12 protein-coding genes are annotated in these 12,803 nt (G+C 74.7%); 5 read left to right on the top strand and 7 right to left on the bottom strand.

From position 1 onward, the window contains the following. Positions 1-8: 8 nt before the first annotated feature. Both ABTX81_RS26320 and ABTX81_RS26315 read left to right on the top strand, forming a co-directional pair. Positions 9-560 carry a dTDP-4-dehydrorhamnose 3,5-epimerase family protein gene (locus tag ABTX81_RS26320; protein WP_350550057.1) on the top strand — a complete coding sequence of 184 codons (552 nt, stop codon included), beginning with the start codon at positions 9-11 and terminating at the stop codon, positions 558-560. 76 nt (positions 561-636) lie between these two features. Beyond that, a complete protein-coding gene (locus ABTX81_RS26315) occupies positions 637-1,974 on the top strand; it encodes a glutamate-1-semialdehyde 2,1-aminomutase (protein WP_350550136.1) in 1,338 nt (445 codons plus the stop codon). Positions 1,975-2,083: 109 nt separating this feature from the next. Here the strand turns inward: ABTX81_RS26315 and ABTX81_RS26310 are convergent, their stop codons facing one another. Continuing rightward, positions 2,084-2,743 (bottom strand): phosphatase PAP2 family protein, encoded by a 660-nt coding sequence (locus ABTX81_RS26310; RefSeq protein ID WP_350550054.1) that lies wholly within the window; start codon positions 2,741-2,743, stop codon positions 2,084-2,086. A gap of 173 nt (positions 2,744-2,916) precedes the next feature. Continuing rightward, positions 2,917-3,690, bottom strand: coding sequence for a ribosome hibernation promotion factor (locus ABTX81_RS26305; RefSeq protein WP_350550051.1), 774 nt, complete (start codon positions 3,688-3,690; stop codon positions 2,917-2,919). 259 nt (positions 3,691-3,949) lie between these two features. Between ABTX81_RS26305 and ABTX81_RS26300 the strand changes: the two genes are divergently transcribed. Beyond that, positions 3,950-4,348 (top strand): STAS domain-containing protein, encoded by a 399-nt coding sequence (locus ABTX81_RS26300; RefSeq protein WP_350550048.1) that lies wholly within the window; start codon positions 3,950-3,952, stop codon positions 4,346-4,348. Here ABTX81_RS26300 and ABTX81_RS26295 read toward each other — a convergent pair. Then, positions 4,345-5,364, bottom strand: a complete 1,020-nt coding sequence (locus ABTX81_RS26295; protein WP_350550045.1) for a helix-turn-helix domain-containing protein — start codon at positions 5,362-5,364, stop codon at positions 4,345-4,347. The two genes, ABTX81_RS26300 and ABTX81_RS26295, sit on opposite strands and share 4 nt — an antisense overlap. Before the next feature lie 176 nt (positions 5,365-5,540). On the opposite strand from ABTX81_RS26295, the gene ABTX81_RS26290 reads away from it, so the two are divergent. Beyond that, positions 5,541-7,946: an ATP-binding protein gene (locus ABTX81_RS26290; RefSeq protein ID WP_350550043.1), complete on the top strand. Its 2,406-nt coding sequence runs from the start codon at positions 5,541-5,543 to the stop codon at positions 7,944-7,946. Here the strand turns inward: ABTX81_RS26290 and ABTX81_RS26285 are convergent. The 4 genes from ABTX81_RS26285 to ABTX81_RS26270 all read right to left on the bottom strand — a co-directional run bounded on the left by ABTX81_RS26285 (position 7,939) and on the right by ABTX81_RS26270 (position 11,334). After that, positions 7,939-8,295, bottom strand: coding sequence for a hypothetical protein (locus ABTX81_RS26285; RefSeq protein WP_350550041.1), 357 nt, complete (start codon positions 8,293-8,295; stop codon positions 7,939-7,941). The two genes, ABTX81_RS26290 and ABTX81_RS26285, sit on opposite strands and share 8 nt — an antisense overlap. 82 nt (positions 8,296-8,377) lie before the next feature. Continuing rightward, entirely contained in the window at positions 8,378-8,761 is a 384-nt protein-coding gene (locus tag ABTX81_RS26280; RefSeq protein ID WP_350550039.1) for a hypothetical protein, read from the bottom strand. A 160-nt stretch (positions 8,762-8,921) separates the two neighbouring features. Continuing rightward, on the bottom strand, positions 8,922-9,692 hold the full coding sequence (locus ABTX81_RS26275; RefSeq protein WP_350550037.1) for a hypothetical protein: 771 nt from the start codon (positions 9,690-9,692) through the stop codon (positions 8,922-8,924). Between the two features lie 109 nt (positions 9,693-9,801). Continuing rightward, positions 9,802-11,334: a serine/threonine-protein kinase gene (locus ABTX81_RS26270; RefSeq protein WP_350550034.1), complete on the bottom strand. Its 1,533-nt coding sequence runs from the start codon at positions 11,332-11,334 to the stop codon at positions 9,802-9,804. 229 nt (positions 11,335-11,563) lie between these two features. Between ABTX81_RS26270 and ABTX81_RS26265 the strand changes: the two genes are divergently transcribed. Beyond that, positions 11,564-12,751, top strand: coding sequence for a serine hydrolase domain-containing protein (locus ABTX81_RS26265; RefSeq protein ID WP_350550031.1), 1,188 nt, complete (start codon positions 11,564-11,566; stop codon positions 12,749-12,751). The last annotated feature ends 52 nt before the right edge of the window (positions 12,752-12,803 follow it).

Here is a 12,803-nt window from a genome sequence, read left to right as displayed (position 1 = left end):
GAGGCCCCGTGAAGGTGACCGACGTCCCGGCGATCGCCGGCGCATACCTGTTCGAACCGACACCGTACGCCGACGAACGCGGCTTCTTCTGCCGCACCTTCGACGCCGACGTGATCCGCTCGGTGGGCCTCGACCCGAACGCCTTCGTCCAGCACAGCGTGTCCCGCTCGGTCCGGGGCGTGCTGCGCGGCCTGCACCTGCGCTCCGGCGCCGGCGAGGCCAAGCTGGTGCGCTGCTCCTCCGGGGAGGTCTTCGACGTCGTCGTGGACCTGCGGCCGGACTCGCCGACCTACCTCGGCCGGGCCTTCTTCGAGCTGTCCGGCGAGACCCAGGTGAGCGTCTACATCCCGGCGGGGTGCGCGCACGGCTTCCAGGCGCTGACCGGGACCGCCGACGTCTCCTACCGGATCGACCGCCCGCACGACCCGTCCGAGGACGTGACGATCGCCTTCGACGACCCGGAACTCGCCATCCCCTGGCCGCTGCCGGCCGTGTCGGTGTCCAAGCGGGACCGGGAGGCGCCGAGCCTCGCCGAGGTCCTCCGGTCCGAGGAGAGCTGAGGCCGGCGTGAACACCCAGGAGAACCAGGACACCCCGGACACCCCGGACACCCAGGTCCCCGCGGACCCTCAGGTCATCCCGGACACCCCGGGCACCGAGGAGTTCGCCCTTCCCCGGTCGCGGCGGGCGAACGAGCGGCTGCACGCCCTGATCCCCGGCGGCGCCCACACCTACGCCAAGGGCGACGACCAGTACCCCGAGAACCTGGCCCCGGTCATCAGCCACGGCCGCGGCGCCCATGTGTGGGACGTCGACGGCAACCGGTACATCGAGTACGGCTCCGGCCTGCGGTCGGTCAGCCTCGGCCACGCCCACCCGCGCGTGGTCGAGGCGGTGCGGCGGGAACTCGACCGCGGCAGCAACTTCGTCCGGCCCTCCGTCCTGGAGATCGAGGCCGCGGAGCGCTTCCTGGCCACGGTCCCGACCGCCGAGATGGTGAAGTTCGCGAAGAACGGCTCCGACGTCACCACCGCCGCCGTCCGCCTCGCCCGTGCCGTCACCGGGCGCCCGCGGGTGGCCGTCTGCCACGACCAGCCGTTCTTCTCCGTCGACGACTGGTTCATCGTCACCACGCCGATGTCCGCCGGCATCCCCGACCCGACCGCCGAGCTCACCGTGACGTTCCCCTTCGGCGACCTGGCCGCCACCGAGGAACTGCTCACCCGGTACCGGGGCGAGGTCGCCTGCCTGATCCTCGAACCCGCCGGCCACACCGAGCCGCCGCCCGGCTACCTCGCCGGCCTGCGCGAGCTGGCCGACCGGCACGGCTGCCTCCTGGTCTTCGACGAGATGATCACCGGCCTCCGCTGGTCCGAGGCGGGCGCCCAGGGCCTGTACGGCGTCGTCCCCGACCTCTCCACCTTCGGCAAGGCGCTGGGCAACGGGTTCGCCGTCTCCGCGCTGGCCGGGCGCCGGGACCTGATGGAACCCGGCGGGCTGCGCCACTCCGGCGACCGGGTGTTCCTGCTCTCCACCACCCACGGCGCGGAGACCCACGCGCTGGCCGCCGCGATGGCCGTGCAGACCACCTACGTCGAGGAGGGCGTCACCGCCCGGCTGCACGCCCTCGGCGAGCGGCTGGCCGGCGGTGTCCGCGAGGTCGCCGCCGCCGCGGGTGTCGGCGACCACGTCGTCGTCCGGGGCCGGGCCAGCAACCTGGTCTTCGCCACCCTCGACGAGGAGCGGCAGCCGTCGCAGCCCTACCGCACCCTGTTCCTCCGCCAGCTCCTGATGGGCGGGGTGCTGGCCCCGTCGTTCGTGGTGAGCAGCGCGCTCGACGACGCCGACATCGACCGCACCGTCGCCGTGGTGGCCCAGGCGTGCGCGGTGTACCGGAAGGCACTGGACGCCGGCGACCCCACCCCCTGGCTGGGCGGCCGGCCGGTGAAGCCGGTCTTCCGCCGCCTGGCGTGAGCGGTCCGGCTCAGCGGTCCGGCCTGGTCCTGCCTGACGGTCCGGCCTGACGGTCCGGCATGACGGTCCTGCCTGACGGTCCTGCCCGACGGTCCGGCCTGACCCGGGGTCAGTGCGCCCCCTGCCGACCGGACGTCCGGTCGACCAGCCACCCGGTGGCCGGTGTCACCGCCAGCGCGGTGCACCAGCCACCGAGGGTGTCGGTCGGGTAGTGCGCGCCGAGGGCGACCTCCGCCCAGCCCATCAGGCCGCCGGCCAGCAGCGCCGAGCCGAGCACCAGCGGCCGGCCGCCCCTCCGACGGCGGACCGCGACCATCGCCACCACCAGGGCGATCGCGGTGAGGAAGGCGGTGTGCCCGCTCGGGTAGGACAGGTTCCCGTCACCGTGGATGGTGCGCCCGACCAGGTGCTTGAGCAGCGTCGCCGTCCCCACGGTCAGGCCGACGGCGGCGAGCAGGAACACCGCCGCGCGCGGCCGCCGCAGCAGCAGGCAGCCCGTCACCAGGGCCGAGACCAGCAGCACGGCCCCCACCGGCTCGCCCAGGGCGTCGAGGGCCAGCGCGGCGTACCGCCACGGCGTCCCCACGCCGTCCACCACCGACCCGATCCGCGCGTCCACCGCGCCGGGCTCGCCCTCGCCGCCGTACCGGAGCGCGAGCAGCAGGACCCCCAGCGCCCCGAGGGCCGCCGTCAGCCCGAGCCACACCCGCGGCGACGGGGGCAGCACCGTGCCGCGTCCGTCCGGCCCGGGTCCCGTACGAGCGCCCATCGAGTCCGCCCCCACCTTCCACCGCCCCGGCTCCCCCGGCTCCCCCGGCTCCCCCGGCCGGGGGCGCCGGCGTCAGCCTCCGCCGCGTCGACCTGATCGACCGTCACGGGCCTCGGACAGCATCCCACTTCGCGGCGCGTCGCGGCGGAGGTTCCCGAACGCCGGCCCGGGTGTCACTGGTCGGCGGGCGTGATGACGCCGTAGTGACCGTCGTAGCGGTGGTACAGGACGTTGCCGCGTCCGGTCTCGGCGTTGGTGAAGAAGACGAACGGCAGGCCGCCCAGGTCGAGCCGCGCGACGGCGTCGGCGACGGTCAGTCCGGGCGCGGCGTGGGCGCTCACCTCGATGCCGGGCTCGGCCTCGGGCGCGGCTCCGGCCGAGGCGATCCGGTACGCCCCGGTCGCCCCGTCATGGTGGACGACACTGTCGCAGCCCGTCTCCGTGTCGGTGTAGAGGTGGAAGTCGTAGTCCATCGCCTCCAGTTCGAACACCGCCGCCCAGGTGGTCTGCCGGGCGAGGCTGTAGCTCTTGTGCCGCACGATGCGGCGCTCCTCCACGTCCAGGTCGCGGCGCTGCGGCCGGTGGTCCCGCCCGGCGGCCGACCGCTCGGCGTCGTGGCGGTGGTGCCGGTGGTGGGCCCGGACTCGGGCGATCCTGGCGTTCAGCCGGTCCTGGAGCAGGTCGACGGCCTCCTGCATGGTGGCGGCCGCGACGTGGGCCCGCACCGGCCGGCCGTTCAGGTCGAGCGTGGCCTGGGCCGTCGAGGGCTTGGCCACGGCGTGGTTGGGCTCCTGGGTGAGCTTCACCCGGACGGCGAGGACCGGTTCGTCGAGCTTCGCCAGGACGGCGAGCAGCTTGGCCCGGGCGTAGTCGGGCGCGGCCGACGTCACCTCACCGCGGGTCGTCACCGTGACGGCGGGGGCGGGCCGGGTCTGCAGTCGGTTCATCGTGGGTCCCTTCCTGAGGGTCGGACCGTGGAGCGCGTGTCGGCGGGTCACCTGACCCCGTCGTAGAAGATCCTCGGATCGGCGCGCGGCCCGCCCCAGGGGCCAACGGTCCCGTTCCCCCGCCCGATGGTCCCGGGGCGTCCATCACGGGACCACCGGCCCCATGACCGGGGCCCATCGGTTCTCGCCCGGACGGCCCGGCGGTTGGTTGACTCCGATTCCGTACGGCACGAGACGACGGGACTCCCAGGAGGTTGTGGTGGGCGCAGCCGCCGACGCGGTCGGGCACGGCGTGGTCCGATCGGTCACCCGCGACCGGCGGGCCCGCACCACGGTGGTACGGCTGAGCGGCGAACTGGACATGCTCACCGCGCCCGACCTCGTCCCGGAGCTCCTGGGGCTGGCGGACGACGGAGACCGGGAGCTCGTCCTGGACCTGTCCGGCGTCGATTTCTGCGACAGCACCGGGGCCGACGCCTTCCTCCAGGTGAACCGGCGGCTGTCGAAGGGCAACCGGCTGTCCCTGCGCGGCGTCCCCCGCCAGCCCGCCAGGGTGCTGCGGCTGCTCGGCCTGAACCGGTCCGTCCGCTGCGAGTTCGCCCAGCCGGCCCCGGCGGGCGAGCCCGACCGATGCCCACCCGGACGGCGCCGGAACTAGCACTGCTTCGCACCTCCCCTCGCGCCGGTCGGCCGGTCGCCCGGTGTGCCCGGGCCGCTCGCCGGCGCGGCGGCGCGGTCGCTGCGGAAGTCGTCGACCGCGGTGTAGTCGTGCTTGGAACTCGGCCAGAGGAAGGTGATCTGGTCCAGGGCGTCCAGGGGCCTGGCGTCGAACAGCGCGAAGACGGTCACCCGGGTGTCGTCGGCGGTCTCGTCGCGGATGGCCCGGTAGCGGTTCCCGGCCGTGTCCCGCACGGTGATCGGTCCGGCGCCGGCGCCGGCGAGGACCAGCGTGACGATCAGGGTGTCCCCCTTGGCGACCGGGCTCCTGACCGGCAGCGACTCGCCGGTGGTGGCGGCCGCGTCCGGCGGGGCGGCGGCCAGATGGTCGCTGATCCGGCCGAGGTAGCCGCACCCGTCCGGGATCCGGGCGCCGGCCGGGACGAGCGGCTGGTCGCCGGGGACCGGGGTGGCGGTCAGCGGCAGGGCCAGCAGGACGCCGGCGAGCACGCCGCCGGCCGACAGGACGGGCCGCACCAGGCGCCGGCGCGCCAACCGGTGGCGTCCCGTCCGCTCCGGTTCCCGGGACGGCCGCGGTGCCGCCTCGGGTGCGGGCGGCTCGACGGCGGGCGGGGCGGGCGGCGGGGCGGCCGGCGCCGGTTCCGCCGGCTCGGTGGACCGCTGTCGGACCTGGATGCGCTGCCAGGCGGACTGCCAGCGCGCGAGTTCCTCGGCGGGCACGCCGAGGGCGGTGGTGAGCGCCAGCACCCGTTCCAACGGCGGCAGACGGCTCCGGCGAGGGCTCAGGTCCCCCGAGAGGGTGCTGCGCGGCAGGCCGGTGCGGCGCTCCAGTTCGCGCAGCGACGGATCGCCGCACCACGCCTTGACCGCCCGGAGCCGGCCCACGAACTCCTGCGGTGTGGTCGCTCCGCCCGGATCGGGCATCGCCTCCGGCGCCTCCGGAACCCCCCTCGCCGGTAACCGGTCCGGCTCCCCGCCCAGGTGTCGCTCGGTCATGTGCCCCCCTTGGCCGATGTGGCCGATACGGCCGATGTGGCCGAACGGTTCGATCGGCCGATCGCGGCGCGTTCGCCGTGGACCATCCTGACCAACACCAACTGATCACTCCATGGCGTTCGCTTGGCGTTCTAGGATGATCTGTTGTCAGGGACCCGCCAGGGTCAGAGGGCGCCGTGGATGACCAACCGCCGGAGGCGATCATGGTGGGGGACTTCGGAACGCTGCTGCGCCAGTACCGGCACTCGACCGGCTGGACGCAGGAGGAGCTCGCGGAACGGTCGGGCATCTCGGCGCACGCGATCAGCGTGCTGGAGTCGGGGCGGCGCCGGCCCCGGCTGTCGTCGGTGGCGCGGCTGGCCACGGCCCTGGGGCTGGACCCGGCCGACCGTGACCGGCTGCTCTCCGCGGCGCGCGGGGAGCCGGAGCCGCGGCCCGGCGGCGAGCCGGCCGACCCCGTGGTGCCCCGGCTGCTGCCGTACGCCGTCCCGGACTTCACCGGACGGCGCGGCGAGGTGGACCGGCTGCTGGCCCTGGCCGCCGGACCGGGCGGCGCCCGGGCCCGTCCGCTGGTGATCTCGGCGATCGACGGCATGGCCGGGGTCGGCAAGACCGCCCTCGCCGTGCACGTCGGACACACCCTCGCCGCCCGGTTCCCCGACGGGCAGCTCTTCGTGGACCTGCGCGGCTTCACCCCGGGCCAGCGGCCGCTCGAACCGGGCGCGGCACTGGCGAACCTGCTCCGGGCGGTCGGCGTCAGCGAGAGCGCGCTGCCCTCGCGCACCGAGGAGCGCGCCCAGCTGTGGCGCAGCCGGGCGGCGGGCAAACGGTACCTGGTGGTACTGGACAACGCCGTCGACGCCGGGCAGGTCCGCCCGCTGATCCCCGGCGGCCCGCGCTGCCTGGTGCTGGTGACGTCCCGGCGCCGGCTGGCCGGACTGGACGGGGCGGTCGGCGTCTCCCTGGACGTGCTGGACCACGGCGAGGCCGTGGAGCTGTTCGCCCGGGTCGCCGGTCCGGACCGGGTCGCGGGCCATGCCGCCGCCGTGGACGAGATCGTCGCCCGGTGCGGACGGCTGCCGCTGGCGCTGCGGATCGCCGCCGCCCGGCTGGCCCACCACCCCGCCTGGACGCCCGTCGAGCTGCTGCAGCGGATCCGGCGTCCGCAGAGGTTATGGACCGAGCTCTCCCACCACGACCGGAGCGTCGCGGCGGCCTTCGTGGAGTCCTACCACTCCCTCACCCCGGCGCGGCGGCGCGCGTTCCGGCTGGCCGTGCTGCACCCCGGCGAGGACCTCACCCCGCACGCCCTCGCCGCCCTGGTCGACGCGCCGCTGGACGAGGCCGAGGAGCTCCTGGAGGCGCTGCACGACCACCACCTGCTGATCGAGCACACCGCCTTCCGGTACACCTTCCACGACCTGCTGCGCACCTTCGCCGGCGCACTGCTCACCCGGGAGGAGCCGGAACCCCTGCGGCGGGCCGCGCTCCTGCGGCTGTTCGACCACTACCGGCACGGCGCCGCCTCGGCGATGGACCTGCTGGCCCCGCTGGAACGGCGGCACCGGCCGCGCCCGCCCGCGCCCGCCGCCACCCCGGTGGTGTTCGCCGACCGGGCGGACGCGGCGGACTGGCTGGCCCGCGAGCACGCCAACCTGCCGGCCCTCGTCCGCCACGCCGCCGACGCCGACCTGCCGGAGTACGCGGCCGACCTGCCGGCGATCCTCTGGCGCCACCTCAAGCGCCACCTGCCCGCCCATGAGGCGCTCGGGCTGGGCCTGCGCGCCCTGGACGCCACCCGGCGGCTCGGCGACCCCGCCGGGGAGGCGTCGGCGCTGCGGCACCTGGGGCTGGTCCAGTACCAGCTGGGCGACTTCCCGCAGGCGCTCGACCTCCTCCACCGGGCCCTGGCGCTCCAGCGCGGCACCGGCAACCGCGGCGGTGAGGCCCATGTGCTGGCCAACCTGGGCCTCACCCTGACCCGGATGGGGCGTCTGGAGGAGGCCCTCGACCACCAGCGCAGGGCGCTGCGGCTCAGCCGGGACATCCCCGAGCCGGCGGTCGAGGCGATCGCGCTGATCAATCTGGGCCCGACGCTCACCAGGCTCGGACAGCTCCCGGAGGCCCTGGACTTCCACCGCGAGGCGCTGGAGTTCCACCGGCGCGGCGGCAACCGGCTCGGCCAGGCCATCGCGCTCAACCAGTACGGCGAGCACCAGCAGCGGCTGGGGCGCCATCCGGAGGCCCTCGACCTGTACCAGGAGGCCCTGGACCTGCACCGGGACCTCGGTGACACCTTCGGCCAGGCCGAGTCGCACACCCTGCTCGGCGACGCCCTGCTGGCCATGGACGCTCCGGCGAGCGCCCTGCGGCACTACCGGGCCGCGCTCGAGTACCTGCCGCACACCGGTGAGCGGTACAACCTCGGGCGCATCCACATCGGGCTGGCGCGCACCCACCAGCGCCTGGGAGAGCCCGGCACCGCCCGGACCCACGCCGAACAGGCCGCCGGGATCCACACCGCGCTGAACGTCCCGGAGGCGGCCGAGGCCCGGGCCCTGCTCGACTCGCTGCTCAGGTGAGCGGGGCGCACACCTGACGGCCGGTCGAGCCGCTCAGCAGGCAGCCGGTCACCTTGTCGTTCGGGTTCACGGCGAGCACCCACCACGTGGTCTCGCCGGCGGAACCCGGGAAGGTGAGCCAGGTCGTCCTGGCCGAGTCGCTGACGACCAGGGCGCAGGTGTCGTTGCCGACGGCCGCCCGGACGGTCAGCTGGGCGTTCACGACGGTCGTGTGCACCACGCAGCCGCCGTTGGTGATGGTCGTCTCGCCGATCGGAACGGCCTGGGCCGAGGTCGTGGCGCCCAGGCCGATGGCGGCCGCGGCGAGGGTGACGGCCGCCGCGCGCTGGGCGGTCCTGGTCGATCGCACCGTGCTCCTCCTCCGTGGACGGCGGCGGAGCGGTGGGAGCGGCCCGCGAGGGCCCTCTCCCACCGCCCGCACCGCGCCTCGCTCAGTTGATCGGACCGCAGGCCCAGGTGTTGTTGTTGGCCGTGTCGATCAGACACGCCTCCAGGCTCTGGCCCGGTCCGTCGTAGTACCACTGCGACGGGTTGCTGCTGGGGGTCGCGCCGGCCGCGCCCAGCCACCGCCAGCCGTTGCGGTCGAAGACGCCGAACAGACAGTGGCCGGGGTTGGCGGTCGGGATGACCCGCATGTAGTCGTGGTGGTCGCTCATGAGCTGGACGTCCTCCACCGCCACACACCCGCCGGTGCCGAACACGAACTGCCCCTCGGCGGTCTGAGCCGCCGACGCGTTCCCGATCCCGATCACACCCATCGCCACCGTGGCGACCGCGGCGGCGGCGACACGCATCCCGGTCCTGGTGAATCGCATGGTGGTCCTCCAAAGACTCGACTCCGCCCCCGGTCCGACCCCGGGAACCCCCCGAACCCCACCACCCCCCACAACGGGGAACAACCGGTCGAGCCCCACCCCGGACACCCCCGGACACTCCTGGACACCCCCGGCCGGCGAGGGCGGGTGTCCGGGGTGGTCAGGCCGGGTAGCGGAGGGAGCCGAGGGGTGGGGAGGGGGTGAGGTGGGTGGTGGCGGCGGGGTGGGGGATGAAGGCGCGGGCTTCGGCGGCTCGTTGGCGGCGGGTGTCGAGGTCGTCGGCGTACCAGGCGTCGCGCATGGCGCGGGGGTGGTCCCAGGTGCCGTCGATGAGGTCGAGGGCGGTGTTGCCGGCGCTGCGCTGGAACTCGGCCTTGATGGCCGCCTGTTGGAGCGCGGTCTGGATCGCGGCGAGGTCGAGGCGGGTGATCAGGACGCCGGGGGTGTTCGGTTCGCGGGTGGGCAGGGGGGCCTTGGGGAGCATGGACACCCCGGTGTCGAGGCGGCCGATGTTGTCGACGGTCGCGTTCTGGGCCTCCCGCGACATGGTCTGTATCTCCTGGTGCAGCCAGTGGAACTCGTCGAGGTCGGCCTGGGTGATCCGCAGCCGCTGGTACAGGGCCTGGAAGCGGGGGTCGCGGTGCAGCGGGAGCATGAGGGGCATGTGGAGCGCCACGCAGTCGTTGAAGCCGTCCGCGACCGCGGCTTCGAGGTGGAGCAGGGCGAGGTCCGTCTGCCCCTGCGCGAGCGCCAGCCCACTGAGGCTCGCGCGGCCGGAGGCGGCGAGCCAGGCGCCGTCGGGGCCGAGCGCCCCGGCGCGCGCGATGACGTCGTGGAGGCCCCGGGTGCCGGCCGCGGGGGCTCCCCTGGTCAGGAGGTCCACCAGCACGTCGTGAAGCCGGGTGGTCAGTGAGTTGACGGTGTCGACCATGGATCTCCTCGGACCTCGGAGGGAAGGGCGAAAGGGGTGTCGACGCTGGGACGGCCCCCGTGGGGATGACGGGCCTACGGGGCCGGCGGTTCCGGATCGCCCGCGCGCCTCAGCCCAGCTTCCGCAGCACGACGTATTTGTCGGGCTTGAGCTGGTCCGGGCTGTAGTGGAGGGTGCCGTCCGGCTGCATGACGATCAGCCGGTAGGTCGTCCGGTCGGTGATGCAGGTCGCTCCGGGCGAGGAGTCGGTCTGCCGGGCCGTGTAGGAGAGCTGGTTCTCCCCGACCGAGCTGAGCTTCCACGCGCCTTCGCACCAGATGCCGGTACTCGGGGTGTCGGCGCGGATCCGGCTCCGCTCCTCGTCCCGCGCCGACTGCTCGATGGTGACGGTGACGGTGGTGACGTCCCCGTTGTCGGCCGTGACCTCGCCGACCCACTTCCCGAGGAACGGGGCGGCGACGGCGGGGCCGGAATCCTCGCGGTCGTTCTCCCGCAGCCGCTCGACCAGCAGGTATCCGCCGCCGCCCAGCAGCAGGACCGCGACCAGGACGGCCGCCAGCACGCCGTACCCCCGCCGGCCGCGCGGCGGCTGGGGGTGCGGCTGCGGCGGCGGGTACGGCCCGTAGCCCGGAACCGGGGTCGGGAGTGGGATCGGGAGTGGGGTCGGGAGCGTAGTCGGAACCGGGGTCGGGAGCGGCGGCCCGAAGCCCGGCGGGGCCGTCGCCCCGGTGCCCCGCTCGCCCTCCAGGTCCAACAGCTGCACCGCGCTGCGCCCGACCGCCGCCGCCAGCGCCGGCGGCAGCCAGGCCCCCTGCCCCAGCCGGGCGGCGGCCGCGCCGTCGGGGTCCAGCAGGGCCCGCAGCTGTGCCGGGGTCGGGCGGGCGGCGGGGTCCTTGGCCAGGCAGGCGCGGACGAGGGAGTGCAGCGGACCGGTCAGCCCGGAGAGGTCGGGTTCCTCGTGCAGCACCCGGTAGAGCAGGACGGGCGCGCTCACCCCGGAGCCGAACGGCATGGTGCCGGTCGCCGCGTACGCGAGCACCGCGCCGAGCGAGAAGACGTCGCCGGCGGGCCCGGCGGGCAGACCGTGCGCCTGCTCCGGCGACATGAAGCCCGGCGAGCCGAACACCTGGCCGGACCGGGTGAGCGCGGTGCCGGTGTCCAGCGCGCGGGCGATGCCGAAGTCGATCAGCCGCGGCCCGTCCAGGGTCAGCAGCACGTTCGACGGCTTGACGTCCCGGTGCACCAGCCCGAGGCCGTGCACATGGCGGAGCGCCTCGGCGAGGCCGACGCCGAGGGTGCGCACGACCGGCTCGGGCATCGGCCCGAACTCCCGTACGGCGGCGGTGAGGGCGGGCCCGGCGACGTAACCGGTGGCCACCCAGGGGTGCCCGCCCTCGGTGTCCGCGTCCAGGACCGGCGGCGTCCAGGTGCCACCGACCCGCCGGGCGGCCGCCACCTCCTGACGGAACCGGGCCCGGAACTCGGGGTCCCCGGCCAGGTCGGTACGGACCACCTTGACGGCGACGGTCCGCCCGCCGGTGGTCCGACCGAGGTAGACCCGGCCCATCCCGCCCGCTCCGAGCTGCCGCAGCAGCCGGTACTCCCCCACCTGCCGCGGATCGTCCGCTGCCAGCGGCTGCATGCCCACGCTCCCCTCGAAGCCCGGCACGGCCACTCCCCCCTCGCGCGCGTCCGGAGCGGACACCGCCGGTCCGGGACCACCCGCGGGACGGGATCACCGTCTCGGAATGACCGTCAGATGATCACATGCACAACCCCGCCCTCGCCACCGACGCCCACCCGGACCCCTGGAGCAATTTCCGGACACGATGTACGTTATCTCTCACCTTGTCGATAAATTAGGGGTGCAGATGGCAGCGATTCCGTCCCTGGCCGACCTCGGCTGGGCCCGCGGGTACACCGATCCGGACTGGGTTCGCGTCCACGCGGTCACCGGGCGCGAGACCGTTCCGAGCCGCCGCGTGTGGCGCGGCCGCGGCCAGCCCCAGCCCTTGCCGGTGCGCGAGACCGGCCTCGACGGCTTCCGGTTCTCCTCGCCGAGGGGGCCGGTCGGGCTGCCCGACCTGTTCGCCGCGGCGCAGACCGACGCCGTCCTGGTGATGCACCGGGGCGCGGTCGTCCTCGAGCGCTATCTGCACGGGTACGAGTCCCATGTGCCGCACTTCAACGCCTCGGCGGCGAAGTCGTACACCGGCCTGATGGCGGCGGTCCTCGAACACCAGGGGCTGCTCGACCGGCACGCCCAGGTCCGCCACTACGTCCCCGAGCTGGCCGGGACGGCCTTCGGCGACGCGGAGGTCGACCACCTGCTCCACATGGGCACGCTGATGAGCTACGCGGGCCGGCCGTACGACAAGGCGCTGGAGGCCCAGCGCTACTTCGCGGTCCTGGCCCCCCAGTTGCGCCCGTACGGGTACCGCGGGCCGGTCAGCATCGGCGAACACCTGGCCACCGCGCGGGCCACCGGCGCGCCGGGCACCGAGTTCCGCTACGAGAACGGGAACGTCGAGGCGCTCGCCGCAGTCCTGCGGCGCATCACCGGCATCACCACGTCGGAGCTGCTCGGCGAGCTCCTGTGGCTGGGCATCGGCGCCGAGGAGGACGCCTACTACCTGCTCGACGGCGAGGGCGTCGAGGCCGCGTGCGGAGGGTTCAGCGCGACCCTGCGCGACGTCGGGCGGCTCGGCGAGATGTTGCGCCGCGGCGGCGCCGCCGGGGACCGGCAGGTCGTGCCGGAGGCCGTCGCGCGCACGATCGCCAGTGGCGCCCCGGACGGGTACGCCCGCCGGGTCCGCTTCCCCGGGGCGCCGGCGACCACGCCGGCCACGCTCTCGTACCACGACCTGTGGTGGATCCCCAACGACCCTTACGGATCCTTCCTGGCCAGCGGCATCCACGGCCAGCGGCTGTTCGTCTCACCGGGGCTGGACCTCGTCGTGGTGCACTACGGCTCCCAGGTCATGTCGCCGGTCGCGCCGCAGGTGCCACTGGTCCAGGTGTTCACCGAACTCGGAGAGCACCTCAACGGTCTCCGCTGAGCACGGAGTTCAGCACGACCGCCGGCCCGGGGCCCGGGCCCCGGGCCGACCG

The organism is Kitasatospora sp. NPDC097605 (assembly GCF_040302725.1).
In the GTDB taxonomy this organism is placed as follows: Bacteria; Actinomycetota; Actinomycetes; order Streptomycetales; family Streptomycetaceae; genus Kitasatospora.
Note: the sequence above shows the minus strand (reverse complement) of the source record. Positions and strands in the feature narration are given on the sequence as shown.

What these genes read in the sequence shown, in the direction of transcription:
- ABTX81_RS26310 (WP_350550054.1), bottom strand. Translation starts at nt 2,743, where the DNA reads ATGGGCGCTCGTACGGGACCCGGGCCGGACGGACGCGGCACGGTGCTG.
- ABTX81_RS26305 (WP_350550051.1), bottom strand. Translation starts at nt 3,690, where the DNA reads ATGAACCGACTGCAGACCCGGCCCGCCCCCGCCGTCACGGTGACGACC.
- ABTX81_RS26295 (WP_350550045.1), bottom strand. Translation starts at nt 5,364, where the DNA reads ATGACCGAGCGACACCTGGGCGGGGAGCCGGACCGGTTACCGGCGAGG.
- ABTX81_RS26280 (WP_350550039.1), bottom strand. Translation starts at nt 8,761, where the DNA reads ATGCGATTCACCAGGACCGGGATGCGTGTCGCCGCCGCCGCGGTCGCC.
- ABTX81_RS26275 (WP_350550037.1), bottom strand. Translation starts at nt 9,692, where the DNA reads ATGGTCGACACCGTCAACTCACTGACCACCCGGCTTCACGACGTGCTG.
- ABTX81_RS26270 (WP_350550034.1), bottom strand. Translation starts at nt 11,334, where the DNA reads ATGCAGCCGCTGGCAGCGGACGATCCGCGGCAGGTGGGGGAGTACCGG.
- ABTX81_RS26265 (WP_350550031.1), top strand. Translation starts at nt 11,564, where the DNA reads ATGGCAGCGATTCCGTCCCTGGCCGACCTCGGCTGGGCCCGCGGGTAC.